This window comes from Ktedonobacter sp. SOSP1-85, from assembly GCF_016587415.1.
Taxonomy (GTDB): domain Bacteria; phylum Chloroflexota; class Ktedonobacteria; order Ktedonobacterales; family Ktedonobacteraceae; genus Ktedonobacter.
The window spans coordinates 4,650,246-4,673,425 of record NZ_BNJI01000001.1 but is presented as its reverse complement, the minus strand read 5'-3'; the positions used below and the strand labels follow the sequence as shown (position 1 = coordinate 4,673,425).

Below are 23,180 nucleotides of genomic sequence, written 5' to 3'. Positions count from 1 at the left end.
ATCTCCAAGCGATGACCACGAGCAACAGCGAGAAGAGTCCGAGCCTGGTTAATCGGCGTCAATCAAAAGAAGGTCGGTTTCGATGGAGCATGAGCACTTAAAAACCCATATGCAAATAAAATGCGTATCTGCGTTTAAACTATCAGAGAAGAGAGAGAAGGTTCTTGATCTCTTTGTTCTTGTTCTAACCCACTTGACCATGTTCAATAACTATTGATCGGCAGATGGCTTTCAAAATCTTCGTTCGCTTCAAAGGAGCTCTCCATGCAAATTATCAACGACGCCACGCTTGGACAAGTGAAGCTTTCCACGAATAGGCTGTATCTGATTCAGGAAAACGACCATAAACGACTCTATGTAGCTCAAAACACTAGCGCGCCTTTCTTCTGTGCGCAAACAAACGGGACCATTTCCTTTCAGGGAACTACCTACGAGGCCTTTGAGCCGAAACAGTTATTTCTGCATGACTGTTTGCACACTGCCGAAGAGATCATGTACCAGAAAATACTGCCATTTGGGGAGGATGTAAATAGCAAGATAGTAGGCAAACCAACAAATTTCGGCAGGAGCGGGGCGAATAACCGGCAAGCAGCGCTGCCTAACCGCAAAGGGGTAAATGCAGCTCCGAATCAAGGCCAGGCCTTTGTTATCGTCTCGATGGATAAGAACAGCGAATATCCCTACCATGCGGCTGCCGTAGTGGCTGAGGACAAGGATGATCGGGTGACTATAGAGGTCTTTGCCACAGACCAAGACGCGCAAAATACTAATCGTACGACAGCAGGTGATTTCCAAATGTATGAGATTGGAAGCGCAACTCATTCCTTTCATGGGGTGTGGAACGGAAACGCCGTGTTTGGGGACACGGAGCCGTGTACCATAGTTATTGAGCCAAACAAACTGTAAAATCTGCTAAAATCTCTCCATCAGCATCAATGGCAAAACTATTCTTCTGAGAGCTCCCCGCGCGAAAGCAGCGGGGGTTCCAGGAGTTCGGCCCACGCTTCCAGTTCTTCCCACCGAAGCAGGGAGGCTGGCTCTAGTGGTGGTTCCCCTGAACTTTTGGGCAGACGCGCTCCAGCTCGGGCCAGGCCCAAGCTTCGGGGCAGTGCCTGCCCCTCTCTCGCGCGTTGGATACTACGCTCGTGTGCTACCCGCAGGCGCGCTTCCGCACCTTCCCAATACCCCTGGTATCGGGCACACGAGGGAATGGGATCTGCTGGATTGAGATAGGCGGCAAGAAAGGCCGAGTACAGGTCGCGTTGGACGGGACCCACGCCACAGGAACACTGGTGCCAACGCTGAGAGAGCGGCTTTTTGACCCGTCTGCCACAGCCATGACACCATTGACTCAGTGCGGTCGTGCGTGTGGGAACTTCCACCAGGATGCCGCCCGTGCTTGCAACGGTGCGTCTCAACAACTCCACAAACATCCCTGGGGCTCGCAGTCCCACACTCTTGCCAAACGTTTTTTGCCAGGCCTTGTAGGAAATCTTTTCGATGATGATGGTGTTGCCCAGCGCGACCACCTCATGCACCTTGCGGCCATGCAGGCTCTTGCGGTGCGCCGCCAGCTTACGCTCTTTGCTCGCTTTGCGCCGTCGCGTGGCCTGGTAGCCCTTGCTCTGCTTCCACCGCAGCTTCCGCTTGCCCTGCTTTTTGATGCGCCCCTTCTCGTCGTAGTGTTCAGGATTGCCCGCTCGCCTCTGCCGCTCCATCTGCCGCTGCAAGCGACGAATGGCCTTGGCATCAGGAGCCAGTTCCGCGCAGAACACCTGCAGGCTCGCCTCCCCTTCCTGGGGAACGAGGGCCAGCGTCGAGGGTCCCAGATCCCCTCCAACGGTGCCCTTGCCAACGGTGTGTTTGGGCTTATGGTGAGGCTTGCCCTCCAGGGCCAGCTGGACCACGTAGCGATATCCCTGCGCATCAGCTCCGGCGGCTCTGGGACTACTGGCGGGGCGTTGGATGAGGCGAGCATACTTGATGCGGTGCTTGAGACCATGGGTCACCACCTCATCCTTCCAGTCGATGAGGGCGGGCACTTGGTCTCCGTTCCAGAGGAGAAAGCCTGCGTTTCCGGCTTCGGGTGCTTGCAGGACAAAGCGCAGGCTGGTATCATTGCGCTTGTTCTCGATGCTGGAGAAGCCGCGCCCTCGGCTCTTGAAACGCACGCGTGTGGCCTTGCCCAAGCAGACGCGATTGAGTGCGCGATAGGCACGGGTGGCCAACGTTTGTGCCAGCACCGCCTCGATGTGCTCAGCAATCCAGCCCACGCGCAGCCCCTTGACGGCTTCATGCAGGGCGGCTTCGGAGAAGCCATGCGCCTTGCGCAAGGTGGAGAAGGCTGCCGCGCGTTCCGCTTTGTGGGTGCGAGGAAGGGCGCGAGCCTCTTGCCAGGCAGGATCAGCCCGCATGCGGCGCAGGCGCTGTTGCCCGTGGGAGAGGATGGCATTGTAGAGCTGACGAGCGGCTTCCAGGTGGGCGCGCAGGCGGGCGGCTTGCCCTGCATCGACGGCCAGGGGCAGTTCCAGCAGAAAGGTGGGGGTGGCAGGTCGCTTCTCCTGCTGTTCCTTCTGTTTGCGTTGTCCCTGATACTTCTTCGACATTCTAGCCCCTTCTTTGAACACACACGTGATCTCGATCCGCTGACGCCTATTGTAGCAGAGTGCCCTAAAGAACGCAAGTTCTAGATATCTGCCCCTGCTCTCTTTCCTCTCATCCAGCAGAGGCGGCGATTCATCCCCGGCATCAATGACTGTCTCTTACCCACATCTTTTTGGAGGGGCTTCACAAGCCCATCGCTCTACATGTGTTTGTGAAACGCTCAACAGGGGGAGTTGGCCTCCTGTGCTGTTCCACAAAATCTAATTGTAAAATGTGGGTAAAAGACAGGCATCAATGACCGGGGCTTTCTCGCCGCGTTCTCTGTAAAACCACAGGGACAAGGCAAGTAGGCTTGAACTAGAAAACCTGACATCCATTTTGACATCCTGGTGCGCCGTCTAACGTAGTGCGGTATGGCCGAACATCGGCCTAGAATTGAAGAGATATTCTAGAGGTCACCGGATCTACCTTGAGTGGAAACACAAGGGGGAAATTAGCATATCTGGAAAGCGGTGGCGGGCGAAAGCGTGTAGCCTGACGCGCCGCAAGACCTGTGAGCATGGTGAAAGATGTATTCCCTGAACCCTAGTTGCCAGTGGCGCAATCGAACACCAGTCGCAGCACGTTTGAAGCGACTCCTCCGTCTATCTCGGTAGTTTAGGATGACCGAGATACTCTTCGATGGGAAAGGGCGTTGAGTAGTGAACTCAATGAAGGCAGCGAACGGGGCACCTACACTCACTGAACGTATCGCACGAACGGAATTCGGGATGATCCTCCTTGCGCGAGCAGAAGGATCACGGAACGGTGGTAGTACTCGTCGGAGTGACGCCTGACCAGGGAGTTGAGGAAAGCTCAACACAGGGGGAAGCACCGTAGGGAGTACAGCATGAAAACGTCTGTTGGCGCGTGATGCGCCAGAAAACATACGAGAGCATGCTAGAAACTGGAGAGCCGTGTGCGCTTAACGGCGCAAGCACGGTTCGGGGCAGGGGGTGCGACACGAAGCCGTATGAATAGCTGTGAGATTTGAATGAACAGAATCTCACCTGGGGTTCTGCCCTCAGTACCCTACCAAGACATGCGGTTGGAGTAATCCGGCGGTGTGAAGCTCTTGGGACAATGGATGCCTCGCTTGCAAAAGTGGTAATGAACCCGCGAGGAGTTCACTACGACTGCTAGCATCAAAGCGGTCGGGAACTAGGGTTGGATCGTATGGTTAACAGATGTGAACTGCCTAAAACGTCGTCACCGAAAACAAGCCAAAGATGCTGACAGGCTTGAGCCAAAAGGCAGTGTGGATCGGTCCAGGGTGTGCCCCTTTACCCTGGCGCAGACGCTGTATCCACCGGCGCAGAGGCAGAACCTACTCGATCCGGGTATGCATACGGAACGTGGTAAACCCGTAGTCCTCCCGAAAGGGACAGCCAACCGCAAGGACGGCCTATGGGAATGCGGGCAAAGGAAAACGGAGAAAGCGAAAGCCGCCTGCAATGGGGTGGATAGGGATTACGTCGAGAGACAACATGATCCCGCGCGAAAGCGAGCAGACTTCCGTTTGGTCTTTCTTGACGAGAAAACTTGACGAACAGACACAGGAGGCAAAGCAGATGACAGCGAACATGTTTGCTGGTGCAGCTTCCCACAGCGAGATGAAATGGCACCAGATCAATTGGTCAGCCGTTCACCGCAATGTGCGTCGGCTCCAAGCGCGTATCGTCAAGGCAACACAGGAAGGCAAACGGGGCAAGGTGAAAGCCCTGCAACGCTTGTTAACCCACTCGTTCAGTGGCAAAGCGCTTGCCGTCAGACGAGTGACGGAAAACCAAGGCAAGAACACTCCTGGAGTAGACAAAGACATCTGGAATACTCCAGAAAAGAAGGCAAAAGCCATACAATCGCTCAAGCAACGAGGCTATCATCCTCAACCGCTGAAGCGGGTGTATATCCCAAAAAGCAACAACCAACTGAGACCCCTCTCCATTCCGTGTATGTCGGATAGGGCCATGCAAGTGCTCTACTTGTTGGCGCTTAGTCCTATTGCCGAAACAACAGGAGATCGGAACTCATATGGGTTTCGACCAGAGAGGTCCACAGCCGATGCCATCGAACAGTGCTTCACTGTGCTGAGCCACAAGTATTCAGCACAGTGGGTGCTCGAAGGAGACATCAAGGCGTGCTTTGACGGAGTCAGCCATTCATGGTTAGAGGCTCACATCCCGATGGAGAAGAGCATCCTCCACAAGTGGCTGAAGGCGGGCTACATCGATCAACAGGTCTTCCACCGGACAGAAGAAGGTACCCCTCAGGGGGGCCCAATTTCACCCGTGCTGGCTAATCTAGCCCTTGATGGACTAGAAAGCAAGCTACGGGCACTCTATCCAGGAGATCGCCAAAGCCGAAAGGCGAAGGTGAATCTGATACGATTTGCGGATGACTTTGTGGTGACAGGGAGTTCAAAGGAACTGTTAGAGCACGAAGTCAAACCTCTTGTGGAACAATTCATGAGGGAACGAGGGTTGAGACTCTCTGAGGAGAAAACCCTCGTGACGCATATTGAAGACGGCTTCGACTTTCTCGGACAACATGTACGTAAGTATCATGGGAAGCTGATCATCAAACCAGCCAAGAAGAACGTGAAAGCGTTCCTGGAAAAGGTCCGGAAGGTCGTGAAAGATCACCGGGGAACCACAGCTGGGCAGTTGATCCTGTTGCTCAACCCCCTTATTCGAGGATGGGCAAGGTATTACCAGCATGTGGTCAGCAAAGAAATCTTTCAAGATGTGGACAATGCCATCTTTGAGATGTTATGGCAATGGGCCAGAAAAAGACACAACAACAAACCGCGACGATGGATCAAGGAGAAGTATTTCCATGACCATGAAGGACGGCATTGGGTCTTTTCAGGCATGGTGATTGGGCGAAACGGCATGTGGGAAACGGTTCGACTGTTCCGCGCTGCCCAAACACCCATCAAGCGGCACATAAAAATCCAGGGAGAGGCGAATCCCTTCGATCCCGCGTGGGAGGTGTATTTCGAGAAGCGCCTTGGCGTGAAAATGGAAAGCACCCTCAGGGGAAAGAGGCAATTACTCATGCTCTGGAAAAACCAGAAGGGGCTTTGTCCTCGCTGTCACCAACGGATCACCAAACTGACAGGGTGGCACAACCACCATCAAGTCTGGCGATCAAAAGGAGGCGGGGATCAGCTCGAAAACCGGGTGCTGCTCCATCCAACGTGCCATCAACAACTCCACAGCCAAGGGAATACCGAGGTGGAGCCGTGTCCTGAACAGGGCATTTGAAAGGCTTGAGCTGCTTGAGGGGGAACTCTCACGAGCAGTTCTGAGGGGAGGGGACGATGGCAACATCGTCTCCTTACCCGACCGTCGGGAAAGGGCTACAGTAATGGAGTACCTCGCTGGCGTCCTATGCTACCAGGTTAGGATCATACAAATTCGATTCGCCACCGATGGATACATCGTCAGCGATAAAGAGTCCCTGGGAACATAAAAGCGAAGGGAACCACAATATGACATGATATGCGGTTCTCTTCGCTTTTGCGTCGTTTATGAAGCAATATGTTTAGCTATTGGGGGTCGTCTGGCAATGTGAGGGCATCTCCTCGCTGGGGACCACGGCGGCGGCATCCTCGATGGCTTCGACGGGCTTGACGCGGAAGACGAAGCGATCAGAGACCAGGAACTTGTAGACAAAGTTGATGATGATGCCCAGGGTGTTGGCCACATAAGGATCGATATGGACGACGACAGAGAAGAAGAGACTGATCAGGGTTGCCACTAGGAAGGCAGACATATTGGCGATCTGGGCTTTGATGCTCTTCACGACCCAGGCATTAAACGTTGTGGGCATCTGGTCGCGGTAGGTAATCAATTGATTGAGCACAAAATTGATGATGGTGCCTACTTCGAAAGAACATACCTGGGCAACGACATTGAGCCAATTGTCACGCAAGCCGGTCAGGGCAAAGACCGTGAGAAAGAATTTCAGAGCTACCAGGTTGATAGGAATACCAATAAGGCCGATCAGAGCGAACTTTACAAAGCGCTTTTCCCAGATTTTTTTGATGAGCGTCAAGATATTTATAACCCTTCCTTAGCTGTTTTCTCTGAGTACTTATTCTAACGATTGGCAATCAGCTTGGCCACGCTGGGTACCTATAGTCCTAGTTATCAATATGCGCCCTTAGATTCAGCAGGCAACCGGCACCACACCACTAACCAAATGACGTGCATGCGAGGATTGCTAGACTATCCTTTTGCCCTATACGTTTGACCTGTGTCTCAAGAACGTGTTACGTTTGCTGTAATTAAACTTATATATGTGGAAGTGTTGTTTTTTTGTGAGGTGGTCTATGACAGAGGTAAAATCTACGTCTCCCTTTACCAGTAATATCTCCCCCTTGTATCCCGCAGCGATTCCGCGCACGGAGGATTGTCTGCTCCAGTTGCCTGAGGTTGAGCAGGCGCTTTCTGCACTGGCAGGCTCGCAGAGTGAAGCCAAAGGACAAATCACGCCAGAACATGTTTCCTCAAGGAGAGCGTTTCTGCTTCAGGTAGGGCTGGGCCTTTGCGCCGGGGCGATGCTGCTGGTGCTTATTACACGTGTCGTTGACCTTCCGGTGACGCTGGCGGTCCTGCGACAGAACCTGGAGACCTGGCAGGGGTTGCTCTGCGCGTCAGGGGCAGCGCTAGCCTTTATCGTAGCCTTTAGCGTACGGAGCTTACGCTGGCGACTTTTCTTGCGTCGTAGTGAGAATATTCCCTATCTAACTGTATTGCGGATTTACTGGATTGGCGTGATGCTCAATTTTCTGCTTCCAATCCAGGGGGGCGAGGTAGGCAAGAGCCTGTTACTGAAGCGGGTGACTGGCATGTCTGTAAGCAGGTCTTTACCGACGGTGGGGATGGATAAGGCGTGCGATCTGCTGCCCGCCCTGATCATTATTGTCATGGCACCTTTTCTACCAGGCTTGCATATGAGCCTGCCGTTATGGGGTATTCTGGGGCTGGTAAGCGGGCTTCTGCTAGGATTGATTGGCCTGGTGCTCTTCACTGCCTGGAAGCGCCAGCTTGCGCGGGCTGCCCTGCAAAAGGTCTGCGGTATATTTCCAGGCCCTTTGCGCTCGAAGCTGGAGGGGTTCGCGCTGGGGTGCATGGATACAGGGTTGGAGTGTATGCGCTATCCAGGAGACTTTCTGCGGGCGCTTCTACTGACTGGCATCGCCCTGACCTGTGATGGCATCTTCGCGATGCTGGCCTTCTGGACGATTGGCATACCTATCCCCCTGGGCATAGCGTTATTCGGATATACCATCTATAACATGTTTTGCATTCTGCCTACGCCACCGGGACAGCTGGGCATCAATGAGGTGATTGGTGTGCTGGTCTTCTCGGGCTTGCTTCACTATAATCGGACACATGTCCTGGCGATGTTTGTCTTCTCACATCCCCTGGCGGCTCTCATTATGCTTCTCTTTGGCCTGTTGAGCCTCAGCCAGCTTGGTTTATCGCTCACCCAGGTGCTACGCACACGCCGTTAGTCAGCTTCATGTACAAGTTTTAGCTTGACTGCTCGCGCCTGATAGGTAATGTGAGAGGTCCCTGGCAGCCTGCGGTTGCCAGGGACCTCTCACATTACCTATCAGAATATTTATTACCAGCTTTGAGGAGGCTGCTGAGGGCGCTGGAACTGCTGTGGCTGCTGAGCCTGCTGTGGATACTGAGCCTGGTTCCAGGGGCCAGCGGAAGGGGCCACGGGCTGAGCAGGCTGCTGTGCTGCCGTTGCCTCAGCGGTGGCGTGCTCGGCGCGGGCCTTGCGATCATTCTTCACATGGCGCCAGACATACAGGGCAACCAGGGCTACGAGTAGCACCAGGATGACCACGTCAAAGGCATGGAAGAGTGGGCTCAACTGGTCGATATGGGCGCCAAGGACCAGGCCCAGGTATGCCAGCAGGATACACCAGGGGAAAGAACCTAGAAATGAGTAGATGCAGAAGCGAGCGAAAGGCATCTTCGCGATACCAGCGGGCAGCGAGATGTAGGTGCGCACGACGGGAAGGAGGCGTGAGAAGAACGCCGTGGCGCTACCCCAACGCTGGAAGAAGGCATCGGCCTTGTCCGCATCATGCTGCGAGATCAGGACATAGCGGCCATACTTGAGCATGAGGGGGCGACCGCCTTTATAGCCGATATAATAGGCCACCATAGAACCAAGCAAGCAGCCAATGGCGCCGGATAACGCGACCAGCACAATTGCCAGGGGAGTATTTACTCCGCCAAGCAGCACGCCACGAGAAATCAAAATACCAGCCACGGGCATAACAATTTCGCTGGGGAGAGGGATACAGCAACTCTCGATGGCCATGGCCAGGACAATGCCCAGTACGCCCGTTGACACATAGAGGTTTGTAATTAGCGTCAGTAATAAGTCGGTAATATTGCCTAACAAGAGAAAGGCCTCCTTCGCATAGCTAGGTACATTTTCGACCAATACTAGCATATTTTATAAAAAGAGGCCAGGATATGTGGGACTTATAGCGTGTTCTACCACCACCAAAAGGACTAGAACTCATCCTCTTCTTCGTCAATATCCTCTGGCTCATAGAGTGAGGAGCGCCGTTTGGTGGGCTGCTCAAGCTGACGTGTCAGCTCCTCGCGTAAGGGATCGTCGTCATACATATAGGGCGCGCGCCGTACCAGGGGACGGTTAAAGTTTTCGCTACGGGGGAGTTCGCGTGTGGGTTTGCCTGCGGGTTTGCCACCCTCCAGGCGTGTCTGGCGCGTCTGTCGCTCGTTTGTCGTTTCCATCTCCTCTCCCTGCTCAAGAAAATCGGTCCGGCGACGACGTAACTGGGCAGAGGTGCGACGCGTTGAGGCCGAGGACTCCCCAGCCGCGGGGAGTGCCCTCTGGTTTGCGCCGCGTGAGGAATGGGGGTCACCGACCTGGTGATTGTTCCGCGTCTGCCGTTGGTTGGTTAGCTGTTGCGAGCTGCGACGCGTTGGTTCAACGTTACGCTCTTGCTGAGATGAGAGGGCCTGGCTCGCGCGCAATGAGGATGTGGTAGAGCGGCGCGGCTGCTGTGTAGGCGAGAAATCCAATTCCTCATCCTCTTCATCCTCATCTACCTGCTGAAATGCCTCTATGCGGGCTGCTCGCAGAGCTTGCGAACGATGACGACTCTGTGGAGAGCCTGGCTCATAGCCAGGAAAACCAGGATAGAGGGGGCGCCGCATGGAAGTGGCTCGCCCTTCGGCTGGTGGGTTGGAAGGTACGTTGCGCGTCGCCTCCTGAGGTGGGACGCGCTGCAAGGAGGTCGAGGTAGAGCGCGTATTTTTTGCTATGGGTAGACGCTGCGAAGTAGGGGCTGGAAGCTGGCGCGTGGAACGCTGACGCTGCATCACCTCAGCCTCATTCATGGCGGAAGGCGCCGGAAGCGTATAGCTCTCAACCTCGTATACCCTCTTCATCTGGCGAGAGGCAAGACGCGGACGCACATAACCATCATCCTCAAAGAACGTGTCTTCTTCATAGACTTCGGCATGCAGGTGTTCTTGCTCTTCATGACGACGCGAGAGGTACGAGAATATGATGAGGGAGATGGGAATACTTAACAGGAGCGCGGCTAATCCGCCAATCAGCCCACCTAGCACCCAGGAATTGAGCGTATTACCAAACCAGAGAATAACCGCGGCACCTGCGATTAGTACCAACGCTGCGGCAACCGCCTTCATAAATTAGCGAGTCCTTTCCGAGCTGTCGCTAGTGGTGTCGGCTCCAGAATATCTGAGAACAGCGACACTCCAGGGAAGTACATAGACCAGTATAGCAAATTTATGAGCAGAGAACAAGGGGAAATCCAAGCATAGACAAAGTGAACAGGGAATAGACGCAAGTCGTATCAGGGCCAGGCAAGCGTCCCAGTCACACTGAACACGGGTTTGAATGTTCCGCAAAGAGACAGGTTATTTTGCATACATCACGAAAAAAGCGCCGCAATCGATGCACTGAAGATACACATTCTGGCTTCAGTACCTATTGCGACGCGCCTGCCACAGGGTCAGGGGCAAGAGATCAAGAGAGATCTAAGCAGCGGGTTTGCACTGGCGGAAGATGGCGACAACCTTGCCTTGAATCTCCCACTCGCGATCCCAAATGCTCTTGGGAATCAGGATGGGATCGAGTTCTGAGTTGGCAGGTTGCAAACGAACCCGGTCATGATCCTTTTCCTGGAAGAAGCGTTTAAGGGTCGCGCTACCGCTCTCGCCTTCAAATTTGTGTACGGCAACCACAATATCGCCATTCTGGCAGATATGCTGCGGTTGAATCACCACGTAATCGCCATCACAAATATGATCTTCGATCATTGAGCGCCCTTTGACGATGAGTGCATAGCAGTTCTCGCTATCGATAAAGTCACGTCCCATATCGATGCGCTGCGAACCATCAGCATAGATGTCTAGAGGCTCGCCAGCGGCGATCGTACCTACGAGTGGAATGCCAGCTGGGACCGACTCATCTTGCTTGACCAGCTTGATACCGCGACTCTTCTTGGGCTGGCGGATAATCAGGCTCTTCTTCTCCAACATGGTCAGATGGTAGTCTACATGCCCGGTGCTGGCGATGCCCAACTCCCGCCCGATCTCGCGGTTGGTTGGTGGCATCCCTTCACGCTTCATATAATTGACGATAAACTCGTACATTTTCCGCTGTATCTCGCTGGTTTGTTCTATCGACATAGAACGATCTCCTGCCTTTCTGAAAAGACGATTGTCTACGATCTCATCCGCCCCCTGATACTAGAACGGCCATTCAAAACCATGATACCATAACCCTATAGGCAAAACAAGGCTTTTTGAACGGAATTTTCGAATATTTTTTCGTACTCAGCTGTATGCTTAGGGGGAGTGTGTGGATGGCAGATGGACCTGCGGCCCATCTGCCATCCACACACTCTTTACTCTAAAAGCCTTTGGCATGAGGTAAGGCTGGAAGCCAAAGTGAATGAGGAATCCTGTCCCTATAAAGATAAGTTTGGAGGTACATGCCGGGTTTGCTATACTGCTCTCAAGAGTGCCAGGAAGAGGCACGATAGCAAGGAAAGACACAAATAGACAGCGTTCTGATTTGCGTCAGTGATCTGGATAGGTGTACAATAGAGGCGTAAGGTATGCGACGGACTTCGCGACGAAAGAGAGAGTCAGAAATACTATGGTAGAGATGACAGTTGAGAGCGTGCGAATCAACCTGGCTACGCAACAGCGAGTGGTCATCTTGAAAGCAACACAGCAAGAGCGCTATCTCTTCATCTGGATAGCTCATGCCGAAGCATACGCTATTGCCGTCGAACTTCAAGGAGCCACCTCCCAGCGTCCACTTACGCATGACCTGCTCAAAAACGTCATTGGAGAACTTGGCGCTCACCTGGAAAGCATTGTGATCTCTGACCTGGTCGATGAGATCTTCTACGCGCGCCTGGTCCTCGATGTCGCGGGCAGACATGTTGAGATCGACTCTCGCCCGAGCGATGCTATCGCCCTGGCAGTACGCACCAAGACCCCCATTTATATCGATGAGAGCGTCCTTGAGCGCGCTGGGGTAACGCTTGAAACGAGCGAAGAGTCCCCCACTGAAAAAGAGAACGATGTCCAGAATATGAAGGAAGATGAAAACCTTGATGCCTATCGCGACTTCATTAATAGTCTGGATGTCTTAGACGAGTTTGGCAAGGATTAACGCCTCTCGGGATATAAGTTGATAAGACCACCTTCAGCCGTTCAATGAGGAACATATCCAGGTGGTCGCCCTCACGTCAGCTCAAAACGCACGCACAATAAACCGGAGAAGCTTCACCAGGATACGCGAGAGGACGCCATAGATTATAATGGCGGGTAACGCGTATAACTCAGGATCCACCGTGAATGGGAGATGCACCTGTGCCCCCAACAACTGGACAGGGATGAGAAAAACGGTGCTAAACGTATACAGCGCTGCCACCCACGACTGATCAGCAGGTATATGCAGGAGAAACCTCATCACGAAGCGGGCGAACAGCGATAGCTGTACTATGACCAGAAAGATGGCAAGAAATCCGGGCAGTAACCTCCATCCCTCCGGCCCTCTTCTTCTTGCAGGCGGAGTATATGCTGGCTGCGGGTGCGCATAGCGATCAGGCTGGGGCTGTGGTGCATAGCCTGGGTAGGCCGGTGGTTGCCACTGCATATGCGGGGGCGGTGGCACAATTTGACGTCTCCCACGAGCATGGGGAGCATGGCTGGCTGGTGGTGGCGGAGTCGCGATGGTGCGATCGTCATAGAGACCCGGATCAACGCCTGGCTCCTGATATCCCTGGCCGTAATAGCCTGGCTCAGGCACAGCTTCAGGGTAGGGCACCGGCTCTGTGGGCATATCATGGTCATCAACTTGTTGTTCGGGCTTCCGTGTTAACTTCTGCCAGTAGTTCATAATAATGCCTCCAGCGTTCTTCTTACGCGACTCCTGATGCCGCCAACCACCAACATCCATCATCGAAACTGGCTAGCTCTCCTGATAACGGGCAAGAATATCGTCGTATGTTTCACGCCGCTCCATGACCTGCACACGTCCTTCCTCTACTAAAAGTACGCCCGGTCGTGGCACCAGGTTGTAGTTACTTGCCATTGGGAGACAATACGCGCCCGCCAGCGGCAAGAGGAGCAGCTCACCCTCACGCATAGCGGGCAGACGTACATTATCAATGAGCATATCGCCTGATTCACAATACCGTCCCGAGACGCAATAGTCAACACTTCCTGGTACGGAGATATGCTCAACGGGGAGAGCGGTATAAAGTGCATGGTAGAGGGCCGGGCGAATATTGTCTGCCATACCACCATCCACAAACAGATAGGTCGTGCCAGCAGGCGTCGCCTTCAGGGCACCTATGCGATAGAGTGCCACGCCCGCGCGCGCTACAATTGAGCGCCCAGGCTCCAGAATGAGCGTGGGAGCAGGCAGCATGCCATTCGAAATGCTCGCCAACATGACTTGCATCTGGTGCTGCAAGGCCTGGGCAAGCTGGTCAAGTCCAGGCGTCCCAAGTTGATCAGGAGTATCAATGCCCCAGCCGCCGCCCGGGCTAACCTCCTCTGGCCACCATTGCGTCTCGTCATAGATGGCCTTCGCCAGCGAGAGCAAATGCACGAGGCACTCTTCATAGGGACGTGTTTCGCGCAGCATGGTTCCCGAGTGCGCGTGTAGCCCTACCAGGTGAAGCTTACCCTCACTAAGGATACGCAGGATCGCCGTTTTCGCCTCTCCGTTCTGCAAGGGGAAACCGAATTTAGAGGCGGCATGGCCCGTCTGCAAATAGCGATGGGTATCGGTCTCCACACCAGGAGCAACGCGCAACAGAACCGCCGGGCGCTGTCCCAATTCATCAGCCAGGTGAGTGAGGCGCTCCAGTTCACTCCAGTTGTCCAGAATGATGCGCCCAACGCCCAGTTGCAAAGCCAGTTTCAGTTCTGCGGTCGATTTATTATTGCCATGAAAGGAGATACGCTCCATCGGGAAGCCCGCGCGTTGTGCGACGGTCAATTCACCGCCTGAGACGATGTCCAGCCCCATACCCTGCTCGGCAATGATGCGCGCCACGAGGGGTGAGAGATAGGCTTTGGAGGCATAGAGGATGCGCACAGCAGATGCCTGGTAGTAGCGCTCAAAGGCTTGAAAGTAGCGCTGGCAGGCGTGCACAATCGTTGCGCGATCAAAAATATAGAGTGGTGTACCGTATTGCTCAGCCAGCGCGGGTAGCGCGTGCCCCGCGATATGCAAAACATCGTCGGTCGAGACCGCCGCGGTATCAGGGAGCAACGTCGTTAAAGATACCAGGGATGAGGACATCATGTGTATTCCCCTCTTCTATGATAGAAGTCGATAGCTATACCTATATAACGATTGATAAAAGAAGAATGCATGCCGAGTAAGTCGTCCGTCCTACTCCAAAGAAAATATGCTCAGTGATTAGACTGTACTATAGCAGGAGTATGATGAGACAAGCAAGCAAGGAAAAATCGCACGACACGAAATATGTGCAGATGCTACACAGCAACAGGCTAACTATGCTACAATAACGCGGTAAGTAGACAGTTGAATAGGAGTTTTTTTCCCATGACACAAATCGACAACCGGACGCAGGAGCAGGCAAAGCTACCAGCCAATCGCCCGCCGCGCTTGCGCTTTGCTCCCAGTCCCACTGGCTTTCAGCACATCGGCGGCTATCGGACAGCACTCTTTAGCTGGCTATTCGCGCGCCACGGCGGCGGGCAGTTTATTCTGCGTATCGAAGACACCGATCAAGCACGCACAGTGGAGGGTTCGGTTGAAGATATTATCAAAGGGCTGCAATGGTTTGGCATGGATTATGATGAGGGTCCGGTTGTAGGTGGCCCCTATGGTCCCTACTTCCAGGTGCAGCGCAAGGCCCTCTACCAGCACTATGCCAATCAGCTTATCGAGGCAGGGCATGCCTACAAGTGTTACTGCACACCCGAACGCATCGACCGGGTGCGCCAGGAGCGCGCGGCCAAAAAGCTGCCACCGCGCTATGATCGCCACTGCCGCAACTTGAGCGCGGAAGAGCGCACGGCCAACGACGCCGCGGGCCTCTCCTATACAGTGCGCCTGGCGATGCCAGAGGAGGGCGAGACAATCGTTCCCGACCAGTTGCACGGGAACATGAGCTTTAAGAATGCCGACCTGGATGATATCATCATTCTCAAAACCAATGGTCTGGCGCCCTACCACCTGGCCCACCTGGTCGACGACCACTTGATGGAGATTACACATGTCTTGCGTGGTGAAGACTGGATCTCGACATCGCCGTATCACGTCTATCTCTACAAGGTCCTGGGCTGGGAGATGCCCCTGCTCTATCATGTACCCAACGTTCTGGGCAATGACAAGAAGAAGCTGAGCAAGCGACGTAACGCGCCCTCCTGGTCGGATTACCAGCGCGATGGCTACCTGCCCGAGGCCGTCTTTAACTTCATGGCACTGCTGGGCTGGGCGTATGATGATAAGACGGAGATCTTCACCAAAGAGGAGCTGATCAAGGCCTTTACGCTTGACCGCGTCAGCGTCTCCTCCGGCATCTATGACCCGGATAAGATGCTCTGGATGAATGGTCTCTATATCCGCAAGCTCTCGCTCGATGAGCTGGTGGAGCGCACGCTGCCCTATATGGAGCGTCCCGAGGCAGAGGGGGGACTCCCTGACAGCGTTCAGCGTCCCCTGAACCGTGCCTACACAAAACAGGTGCTTGAGCTTGAGCAAGAGCGCCTCAAGACCCTGGGTGATGCCGCCCACGCCGTCGCCTTCTTCTATCTGAAGAACCTGGAATACGACGCCAGCATGCTGATTCAGAAGAAGATGGACACGGCAGGCACGCGCAATGCTCTCCAGCACGCCCATGATCTGCTCGCCAGCATCGAGCACTGGGATCATGAGACCCTGGAGCCACCAATGCGTGAGCTAGCGCAGAAGCTTGAACTCAAGCCGGGGCAGCTCTTTGGCGCGGTACGTGTCGCGGTCAGCGCGAGCAACGCTACTCCGCCCCTGTTCCATATGCTCGCGGTACTGGGTCGCGAGGTCAGTCTCAAGCGCCTGCAAGAGGCTATCGCGAAACTGGCATAAGAAGAAGAGGAGGGTGAGTGTGTAGGGGGAGCTGGCTTCAGCCAGCTCCCCCTACACACTCTTCCAGAAACCAATAAAGGAAGCCTGGGGAAGCCTGGAGGGAAACATGGTTAATAGAGACTACATCTTGCGGTTGGCCGAGAAATTGGGGCGCACCCTGGCGATTGTCCTGCGCTTACGTGAGTACAACCAGCAGGAAGAGGCATTGCTACACGTTGACGAAGAACTGTTCCGAGCCACCGGTCTTACCTCCAGCTTTCTCAACTCGCTCAGTGAGGAGACTCTGATCCAGGTACTTTCCCCCCTTGGACGACCCAACGTTGATGCAGCTCTCTGGGCGGCAGTGCTTCTCAAGGCTGAAGGAGAGATTTACCAGGATATAGGAAACACCACGGAGAGCTACTACCGCGCAGTCAAGGCCCTACATCTCCTACTCTACGTTCATCAGTATGAGCCTATTGAGGAAGTGGAGATTCTACGCGAAGACATCCAGATGCTTATCCACACCCTGGATGAATATACCTTGCCTGTGTCCACCAGGCAGTTGCTCTTTCGTTACCAGGAACACCTGGGCTTCTATGCTCAGGCTGAAGATACCCTGTTTGAATTGCTGGAAGACACTCCCGGAGACAAAGCGCTGCTTCAGCAGGGGCGGGATTTTTACCAGCGTCTCAGCATCAGGAGCGCTCCAGACCTGGCAGCAGGCAACTTTTCGCCTGAGGAAATCCAGGAAGGTTTGGAGCAACTTACACGCTTCTCAAATTAAGGTCAGGCACGACCAGCGAGTTACCTGACACAGAAACGCATCTTACAGTCTATTTCTTTAATCCCTAGACAGATAGCCCAAGTTTGATTACACTTGCTTAAATATAAATTAACACTCCGTTAACGCAAGTATAGAAAGTAAGTGTATTACATGGCCACTGTCACCCAGAAAAAAGAGATCTTCTTACCAAGGAGAGGTTCACGCGTGTCGAACGCCACGTCAACGCAACTCGTGCGCTCCACCGTCGCCACTAGCTGGCGTTGGATGTGGCCCGACCTGCTTATGCGAATTATCCCCATGAGCCTTGTTCCGCTCCTCTATATCGCCTTTTTTCACCTGCCGCTCTCATTTCTGGGACTCGCCCTGACGCAAGTGCCACTACACCTCTTCGTTGGCCTGCTGGTAGGAATTGGCATGGCGATCTTTGCCATTTTCTACCGGATGTACGTTGTCGGCCCCTGGTTTCGCTGGCCGACTGCAAGCGACCAGTGTTTCCAGAGCTTCTTCTACCTGTGTATTAACGCACCAGTGGAAGAGCTTTTCTTTCGTGGCTTCCTCCTGGCGATCGTCACCCAATGGACTGGATGGCTGGGCTGGGGCTGGCTCGTAAGTACGGCGGTCTATACCCTCTATCATCGCCTGGGCAAATGGAACTGGCGTAGCGTGGGGGGAGTCGGCCTGGCGGGCATCGTTTTCAGCCTGGTCTACTTACTGCTTCCAGGACCCCATTCGCTTTTGGCGGTCACGCTCGTTCACGGCTTTACGACCAGTGGCTTCTTGAGTTGGGGAGATGAGGCGCTCTATCGCACCTGGAAACGCCGCATTACCCGCGCAGAAGCGGTGCAAAAATAGGCATACTGCTTTTCTATATACTGACGCAGGGTGCTACAACATATATCATTGCAAAAAATACATCTCTTGGCGCGCTTTGATGACCTGAATGGCTAGTGCTAGAGCCAACTCTTGAGTCACACCCCAAAAAGCGTTAAGATAAGAGGGCCTGGTACGGCGCGCATAACTACACCGCGTTTATTTGTATTTCTTGTGCAGATAAAGGTAACATAACACGACAGAGGGTAAATACCACACCAGAAAAACTCGTGCATTGAAACATAGCTATAAGGTGTTCTTAAAAGCGTGTTACCGTTACCTAAACATACTCAATTCGTCTAGCCATTAAGGTACAATAAAGATATGTCACTGGCAAAAACGTTATCCCAACCGTGGAGGTTTACTTCTTTGAAAATCGTAGTTACTGGTGGAGCGGGCTTTGTTGGCTCCCATCTTTGTAAGCGTTTGCTCGACGAAGGGCACACCGTGTTATGCGCCGATAACTGTATTACAGGATCGACACGCAACATCGATGCTTTACGCACTCATCCGAATTTTCAATTCATCCAGCACGATGTGACCGAGCCTTTCGACTATGAGGCAGACGCCATCTTCCATATGGCCAGTCCAGCAAGCCCAATTGGATATATGGAGCATCCTATCGAGACCATCCTGGTCAATACCCAGGGCACGCATCGTATGCTCGAAGCAGCGCGCAAAAACAACGCCCGCTTCCTGGTCTCATCCACCTCCGAAATCTATGGTGATCCCCTGGTTCATCCGCAAACTGAGAGCTACTGGGGCAACGTTAACCCTATTGGACCACGTGCATGCTATGATGAGAGCAAACGCCTGGGCGAGACATTGACCATGGAGTTCGTGCGCCAGTATAACGTTAACGCGCGCATTGTGCGTATCTTCAACACCTATGGACCAAATAGCCAGATTCATGATGGCCGCATGATCCCAAACTTCATTACGCAGGCGCTCAAAAATGAACCACTCGTCATCTATGGAGATGGCAATAGGACGCGCAGCATCTGTTATGTCAGCGATCTCATCGATGGCTTGATGCGTGCCATGTTTAGCGAGAATACGCAGGGTGAGGTCTTCAACCTGGGCAATCCCAACGAGCATACCGTGCTTGACTATGCGCATGAGATCATTAAGCTTTGCAACTCGCGCTCAAACATCCTCTTTGAGCCAGTGCGTGTTGATGATCCAGAACGCCGCCGACCAGATATCACCAAGGCACGCCAGGTACTGGGCTGGGAACCCAGAATCGAGAAGGAAGAGGGGTTACGCCAGACTATTGCCTGGTTTAAAACGCAGATCCCTAACCTTTCAAGCGTCTTGTAAGCACATTCGGCGCTTTTCGTTGTAATTGAGAAACATAGAGTAGAAACGGATTCGGATGAACAGTATCTCTGCCCAGAGCATGGATCGCCTGGATAATGCGCCACGTCCTTCAGGATTCCAGCGTTTCCTGAGGATGTTCCACGAGCAAGGGGCAGTAGCCAATGTTGTGGGAGTTCTTGGTGCATTATGTGTTCTGGCATGCTTGATCGCGCTTCCACCTGCCATAAGCATACGCGTTCTACTCTATGCAACCGCTAGCATCTGGGTCCTGCTCCGTCCACGCATGGCCCTCTACCTGCTTCCTTTCGCCGTCCCCTGGGGTTCACTCGATGCACTCAACCTGGGCGGTATGAACCTGACCAGCGGAGATATCCTGGTCTTCCTGCTTGCAGCAAGCTGGTTACTGGGATACGTCATTCGTAACCGGCTAGGGGCACAATGTATTCATACAGGAACCTTTGATCGCGAAAGCTACAACTTACCGCGCATCTTGACAATAGGGACAATCGTCCTGCTTGCAGCGATGTGCCTCTCTATTCCAACTGCATTCAGCGTGAAAGCGAGCTTAAAAGAAATCGCGAAATGGCTAGAGGTCGCGCTCATTCTTTGCCTGGGGACGCAGTATATCCGCACACGTCGCCAGGTCTGGACGCTTGTGATTCTATGCAGCCTGGCTGCCCTCTCGCAGGCCTTTATGGGCTATGCACAATATGCCTTCAACCTGGGACCACAGTCGTTTATCCGCGATCAGGGACTACGCGTCTATGGGACCTTTGACCAGCCCAACCCCTACGCTGGCTATATCGATATGACGCTGCTTGTCACAGGAACGCTTATGCTCCTGGGACGCAACTGGTTGACACAGCTTGCCGCGGGCCTGGTAACACTGTTGCTGGGCATTGCCTTCGCGCTGGCTCAGTCGCGTGGAGGGCAGATTGCTCTGGTCCTGGCCCTCCTCTTCGTGTTTATCGCGGGTTTTCCTCGTTTTAACCTGCTCGTGCGCATAGGCGTTATCGCGCTCCTCCTCGGTATTGCGGGCTACTGTTCGGGCATTATTCCAGAGCACTATGTCAATCCTATTTTGAATAAACTCGGTCTGACAGGCATCTCCTTTGCCAGTCCCAGTAACGATGATTTTTCTACGGCTGAGCGCCTGGCACATTGGATCGCCGGCCTCAACATGTTTCTGGATCACCCCTTCTTTGGCGTCGGTATCGGCAATTACCCCGTGGCTTACCCCAAATATTTCATTACGATCTTCAACAATTCGCTTGGGCACGCGCATAACTATTACATCAATATCGCAGCTGAGGCCGGTATCTTCGGCTTGATCGGGCTGCTTACCTTTTTGAGTGGCATTTTCCTGGTTGGCAGGCGCGCGCTACAGTCTATGCATCTGCGTTTGCTGCAGTTGAAAACCCAGACCCTCCCAGCTCAAATCAAAGCGGGAGCTGAGGGCTGGCAGCAGCGGCTCACCCTTCGACAGATACATTTGTTACAAAACGATTACGCCCTGGCGATTGGGCTGATCGCCTCACTACTCGCTATCTGTATCCACAACTTCTTCGATAACCTCTATGTACACAGTATGACCAATCTTTTCGCGTTACTCATCGTTTTGCTGGTTCGCCTGCCTTACGTAACGCGACAGGAGGAACAACGGAGGTAGACTTGATCTCAGATAACGCAGATCACACTGGTGATGAAAACACGTCTTCAGAGAGCCTGGCTGAAGATGCACAACAGCAAGCAAGCGTATCCGCGATCCCTCAACCTGATAGTGTTCCTATCGGCGTGCCAGAAATCACGCGTGACCAGCTCTCACTCTCGAAGCGTCTGTTGAACTGGCGTACTCTTATCCCCTTGATTATCGTCATTGTGGCCCTGGTCTACTTCGCGCAGAAGGCCAATATCAATCCCGCCAGGACCTGGGAGGCCATGAAAAGCGCGAATCTCTTTTTCTTCTTGGCAGCCTTCGCCATCTATTATCTCTCCTTTGGCATTCGGGCCTGGCGCTGGCGCCTGCTACTCGAAAATGTGGGCTATCGCCGGGAGCAAGGGGTGCTCCTGCCGGGCTTCTGGAAGTTCGTTGAGATTATATACATCTCCTTCTTCGCCAATGTAGTCGTGCCCGCCAAGCTTGGCGACCTCTACCGGGCGTATCTCTTGCGCCAGCAGGTCAACGTCTCAGGGACACGCAGCTTTGGCACGGTGCTCTCAGAGCGTTTGCTCGACTTGATCATCCTGCTGCTGCTCTTTATTCCGGCGATTATCGTGAGTCTCCACGAGCATCTGCCTCCCCAACTCCAGCTTAGCCTGGAGCTGCTACTGGGCGCGGTTGTGCTGGGTATCCTGGGCCTATTCGTGCTCCGCCAGGCGCGTGAACCGATTGCACGCCTCATCCCAGCACGTTTTCGTGGCCAGTACTATCATTTCCAGGAGGGAACGCTTGGCTCATTTCGACGCCTCCCCATCCTTATCCTGCTCACGGTTGGTGTCTGGCTCTGTGAGTCGCTACGCTTCTTCTTTGTCGCCGTCTCGCTGCACCTGATCGGTGGCAGCATCTTGCACATTACGGCGGCGGCAGTGGTCATTGGCCTGGCTGAGGCCCTGCTCACGATTGTACCCGCAACAGGTGGGGGCCTGGGCGTGGTTGAGATTGGGATGATCCCGATCATCGGCCTGTTTTACACTGGTCCCAACGCGGTCAATCTCTCAACCGCGGCAATTCTACTGGATCGTACCATCAGCCTTTTCAGCGTCCTGGTCTTTGGAGGGATCGTTTTCCTCATTGCCTTTGGGCGCCAAACGACGACGAAACCAAAGAAAATATACCTTGACAACATGGATAGGGCTTGACTATAATTTTCAGCGCAGGTCGGTGAGGATAAAGACCGTAAGCAGGTAGACATATACGCTACGGTTTTGCCCTTGCAAACAGGCCATGAGAGGGGGGATTCCTGGTGTCTGAGATTAGAATCAGCGAGAATGAGTCGTTTGAGACCGCTCTGAAACGCTTTAACCGCAAAATTCAACAGGACGGCATCCTTGCGGAAGCACGCCGAAGGGAACACTTCGAAAAGCCCAGCATGAAACGCAAACGTAAAGAGGCCACACGTCGCCGCAAAATGCAGCGCAGGGGTTAAACTGGAACGCGTCTGATGCCTACCTCCATTTCTGTTGAACATTGCCACTAAGAAATGGAGGTCTCTTATTTTTTGCGAATATACCCCGATGTGTAAGTTGTTTTTGCCAGATTCGGTTTATGGTGTGGTGGGTCCTGGCAGCCGGAGGCTGCCAGGACCCACCACACCATAAACCGAATCTGGCGAGCGCCACAGGCGCGACAGGAAAAAGAAACATTATGCATGAGCATCCACTAATAGAGCTCTACATCACTATCGAAGATGCACAGCAGAGCGCCACAATTGAAAAGGCCCTGGAAAACGTTAACCTGGATGAGGTAGTCTCGCAGACGCTGTCCGCCGTGAATATTCATGAGCCAATTATGGTAACGCTGCTTATTACCGATGACGAGGGCATTCGCGATATGAATAAACAGTATCGCGAGATCGACAAGGCAACCGATGTCCTCTCTTTCCCGCTGCTCAATGAGCCGCTGGTACAGGCGCCCGCCGAGCAGCTCTGGCCCGTCAGGGAGAGCGAGGCAGGAGCGCAGGAGAGTGTGCCCGATTTTATTACCCCACCTGAGACGGTCCAGAATCTGGGTGATATCGTGATGTCCTGGCCCACGCTGGAGCGCCAGGCTCAGGAGGCTAGACATAGCACGATCTACGAGCTACTCTATCTCCTCTCACATGGGGTGCTGCACCTGGTTGGCTATGACGACCATACCGAGGCGGGCTACCAGGCCATGGTAGGCATTCAGCAACGCGTCATGAACACACTTCAGCAAGCCTGAGAG

20 protein-coding genes are annotated in these 23,180 nt (G+C 53.7%); 13 read left to right on the top strand and 7 right to left on the bottom strand.

The features are described 5' to 3' along the window. The first annotated feature begins 264 nt into the window (after positions 1-264). Positions 265-906 carry a hypothetical protein gene (locus tag KTE_RS19600; RefSeq protein ID WP_201383777.1) on the top strand — a complete coding sequence of 214 codons (642 nt, stop codon included), beginning with the start codon at positions 265-267 and terminating at the stop codon, positions 904-906. Positions 907-944: 38 nt separating this feature from the next. Here the strand turns inward: KTE_RS19600 and KTE_RS19595 are convergent, their stop codons facing one another. Then, positions 945-2,606 carry a zinc ribbon domain-containing protein gene (locus KTE_RS19595; protein WP_201383775.1) on the bottom strand — a complete coding sequence of 554 codons (1,662 nt, stop codon included), beginning with the start codon at positions 2,604-2,606 and terminating at the stop codon, positions 945-947. Between the two features lie 1,226 nt (positions 2,607-3,832). On the opposite strand from KTE_RS19595, the gene KTE_RS19590 reads away from it, so the two are divergent. Both KTE_RS19590 and ltrA read left to right on the top strand, forming a co-directional pair. After that, positions 3,833-4,189, top strand: coding sequence for a hypothetical protein (locus tag KTE_RS19590; RefSeq protein ID WP_201383773.1), 357 nt, complete (start codon positions 3,833-3,835; stop codon positions 4,187-4,189). Positions 4,190-4,214: 25 nt separating this feature from the next. Further along, the gene (gene ltrA / locus KTE_RS19585) at positions 4,215-5,909 is read left to right on the top strand and encodes a group II intron reverse transcriptase/maturase (protein ID WP_201383771.1); all 1,695 of its coding nucleotides are present in this window, start codon (positions 4,215-4,217) and stop codon (positions 5,907-5,909) included. A 280-nt stretch (positions 5,910-6,189) separates the two neighbouring features. Here ltrA and KTE_RS19580 read toward each other — a convergent pair whose 3' ends face one another. Then, positions 6,190-6,702 (bottom strand): GtrA family protein, encoded by a 513-nt coding sequence (locus tag KTE_RS19580; protein ID WP_201383769.1) that lies wholly within the window; start codon positions 6,700-6,702, stop codon positions 6,190-6,192. Between the two features lie 277 nt (positions 6,703-6,979). Here KTE_RS19580 and KTE_RS19575 point away from each other — a divergent pair, with 277 nt between their 5' ends. Then, positions 6,980-8,167, top strand: a complete 1,188-nt coding sequence (locus KTE_RS19575) for a lysylphosphatidylglycerol synthase transmembrane domain-containing protein (RefSeq protein WP_201383767.1) — start codon at positions 6,980-6,982, stop codon at positions 8,165-8,167. Between the two features lie 113 nt (positions 8,168-8,280). Here the strand turns inward: KTE_RS19575 and KTE_RS19570 are convergent, their stop codons facing one another. The 3 genes from KTE_RS19570 to lexA form a co-directional block, all read right to left on the bottom strand. Then, the gene (locus KTE_RS19570) at positions 8,281-9,078 is read right to left on the bottom strand and encodes a DedA family protein (protein ID WP_236600487.1); all 798 of its coding nucleotides are present in this window, start codon (positions 9,076-9,078) and stop codon (positions 8,281-8,283) included. Positions 9,079-9,191: 113 nt separating this feature from the next. Beyond that, positions 9,192-10,361 carry a hypothetical protein gene (locus tag KTE_RS19565; RefSeq protein ID WP_201383763.1) on the bottom strand — a complete coding sequence of 390 codons (1,170 nt, stop codon included), beginning with the start codon at positions 10,359-10,361 and terminating at the stop codon, positions 9,192-9,194. A gap of 351 nt (positions 10,362-10,712) precedes the next feature. After that, the gene (lexA, locus tag KTE_RS19560) at positions 10,713-11,366 is read right to left on the bottom strand and encodes a transcriptional repressor LexA (RefSeq protein ID WP_007910586.1); all 654 of its coding nucleotides are present in this window, start codon (positions 11,364-11,366) and stop codon (positions 10,713-10,715) included. A gap of 472 nt (positions 11,367-11,838) precedes the next feature. On the opposite strand from lexA, the gene KTE_RS19555 reads away from it, so the two are divergent. Continuing rightward, positions 11,839-12,363 carry a bifunctional nuclease family protein gene (locus KTE_RS19555; RefSeq protein ID WP_201369107.1) on the top strand — a complete coding sequence of 175 codons (525 nt, stop codon included), beginning with the start codon at positions 11,839-11,841 and terminating at the stop codon, positions 12,361-12,363. A gap of 81 nt (positions 12,364-12,444) precedes the next feature. On the opposite strand, the gene KTE_RS19550 is transcribed toward KTE_RS19555, so the two are convergent. Further along, positions 12,445-13,155, bottom strand: coding sequence for a hypothetical protein (locus KTE_RS19550; protein ID WP_201383761.1), 711 nt, complete (start codon positions 13,153-13,155; stop codon positions 12,445-12,447). A gap of 9 nt (positions 13,156-13,164) precedes the next feature. Next, a complete protein-coding gene (gene lysA / locus KTE_RS19545) occupies positions 13,165-14,511 on the bottom strand; it encodes a diaminopimelate decarboxylase (protein WP_201383758.1) in 1,347 nt (448 codons plus the stop codon). A 264-nt stretch (positions 14,512-14,775) separates the two neighbouring features. Between lysA and gltX the strand changes: the two genes are divergently transcribed. From gltX to ybeY, 8 genes are all read left to right on the top strand, one after another. Next, positions 14,776-16,299 (top strand): glutamate--tRNA ligase, encoded by a 1,524-nt coding sequence (gene gltX, locus KTE_RS19540; protein ID WP_201383756.1) that lies wholly within the window; start codon positions 14,776-14,778, stop codon positions 16,297-16,299. Between the two features lie 106 nt (positions 16,300-16,405). Next, positions 16,406-17,065, top strand: a complete 660-nt coding sequence (locus tag KTE_RS19535; RefSeq protein WP_201383754.1) for a DUF6483 family protein — start codon at positions 16,406-16,408, stop codon at positions 17,063-17,065. A gap of 204 nt (positions 17,066-17,269) precedes the next feature. Next, a complete protein-coding gene (locus tag KTE_RS19530) occupies positions 17,270-17,917 on the top strand; it encodes a CPBP family intramembrane glutamic endopeptidase (protein ID WP_201383752.1) in 648 nt (215 codons plus the stop codon). A gap of 387 nt (positions 17,918-18,304) precedes the next feature. After that, positions 18,305-19,255, top strand: coding sequence for a UDP-glucuronic acid decarboxylase family protein (locus KTE_RS19525; protein WP_201383750.1), 951 nt, complete (start codon positions 18,305-18,307; stop codon positions 19,253-19,255). Between the two features lie 55 nt (positions 19,256-19,310). After that, positions 19,311-20,924, top strand: coding sequence for an O-antigen ligase (locus KTE_RS19520; protein ID WP_201383748.1), 1,614 nt, complete (start codon positions 19,311-19,313; stop codon positions 20,922-20,924). 2 nt (positions 20,925-20,926) lie between these two features. Then, the gene (locus KTE_RS19515; RefSeq protein WP_201383746.1) at positions 20,927-22,114 is read left to right on the top strand and encodes a lysylphosphatidylglycerol synthase transmembrane domain-containing protein; all 1,188 of its coding nucleotides are present in this window, start codon (positions 20,927-20,929) and stop codon (positions 22,112-22,114) included. Positions 22,115-22,218: 104 nt separating this feature from the next. Next, on the top strand, positions 22,219-22,401 hold the full coding sequence (gene rpsU / locus KTE_RS19510; protein ID WP_007910606.1) for a 30S ribosomal protein S21: 183 nt from the start codon (positions 22,219-22,221) through the stop codon (positions 22,399-22,401). Between the two features lie 218 nt (positions 22,402-22,619). Continuing rightward, positions 22,620-23,177, top strand: coding sequence for an rRNA maturation RNase YbeY (gene ybeY, locus KTE_RS19505; protein WP_201383744.1), 558 nt, complete (start codon positions 22,620-22,622; stop codon positions 23,175-23,177). Positions 23,178-23,180: the final 3 nt, after the last annotated feature.

Bases quoted from the DNA above. Each gene is read 5' to 3' on its own strand.
- KTE_RS19520 (WP_201383748.1), top strand. From the start codon at position 19,311: ATGAACAGTATCTCTGCCCAGAGCATGGATCGCCTGGATAATGCGCCA.
- KTE_RS19575 (WP_201383767.1), top strand. From the start codon at position 6,980: ATGACAGAGGTAAAATCTACGTCTCCCTTTACCAGTAATATCTCCCCC.
- KTE_RS19595 (WP_201383775.1), bottom strand. From the start codon at position 2,606: ATGTCGAAGAAGTATCAGGGACAACGCAAACAGAAGGAACAGCAGGAG.
- KTE_RS19535 (WP_201383754.1), top strand. From the start codon at position 16,406: ATGGTTAATAGAGACTACATCTTGCGGTTGGCCGAGAAATTGGGGCGC.
- KTE_RS19565 (WP_201383763.1), bottom strand. From the start codon at position 10,361: ATGAAGGCGGTTGCCGCAGCGTTGGTACTAATCGCAGGTGCCGCGGTT.
- KTE_RS19550 (WP_201383761.1), bottom strand. From the start codon at position 13,155: ATGATGGATGTTGGTGGTTGGCGGCATCAGGAGTCGCGTAAGAAGAAC.
- lysA (WP_201383758.1), bottom strand. From the start codon at position 14,511: ATGATGTCCTCATCCCTGGTATCTTTAACGACGTTGCTCCCTGATACC.
- ltrA (WP_201383771.1), top strand. From the start codon at position 4,215: ATGACAGCGAACATGTTTGCTGGTGCAGCTTCCCACAGCGAGATGAAA.
- KTE_RS19600 (WP_201383777.1), top strand. From the start codon at position 265: ATGCAAATTATCAACGACGCCACGCTTGGACAAGTGAAGCTTTCCACG.
- ybeY (WP_201383744.1), top strand. From the start codon at position 22,620: ATGCATGAGCATCCACTAATAGAGCTCTACATCACTATCGAAGATGCA.
- lexA (WP_007910586.1), bottom strand. From the start codon at position 11,366: ATGTCGATAGAACAAACCAGCGAGATACAGCGGAAAATGTACGAGTTT.
- KTE_RS19555 (WP_201369107.1), top strand. From the start codon at position 11,839: ATGGTAGAGATGACAGTTGAGAGCGTGCGAATCAACCTGGCTACGCAA.
- gltX (WP_201383756.1), top strand. From the start codon at position 14,776: ATGACACAAATCGACAACCGGACGCAGGAGCAGGCAAAGCTACCAGCC.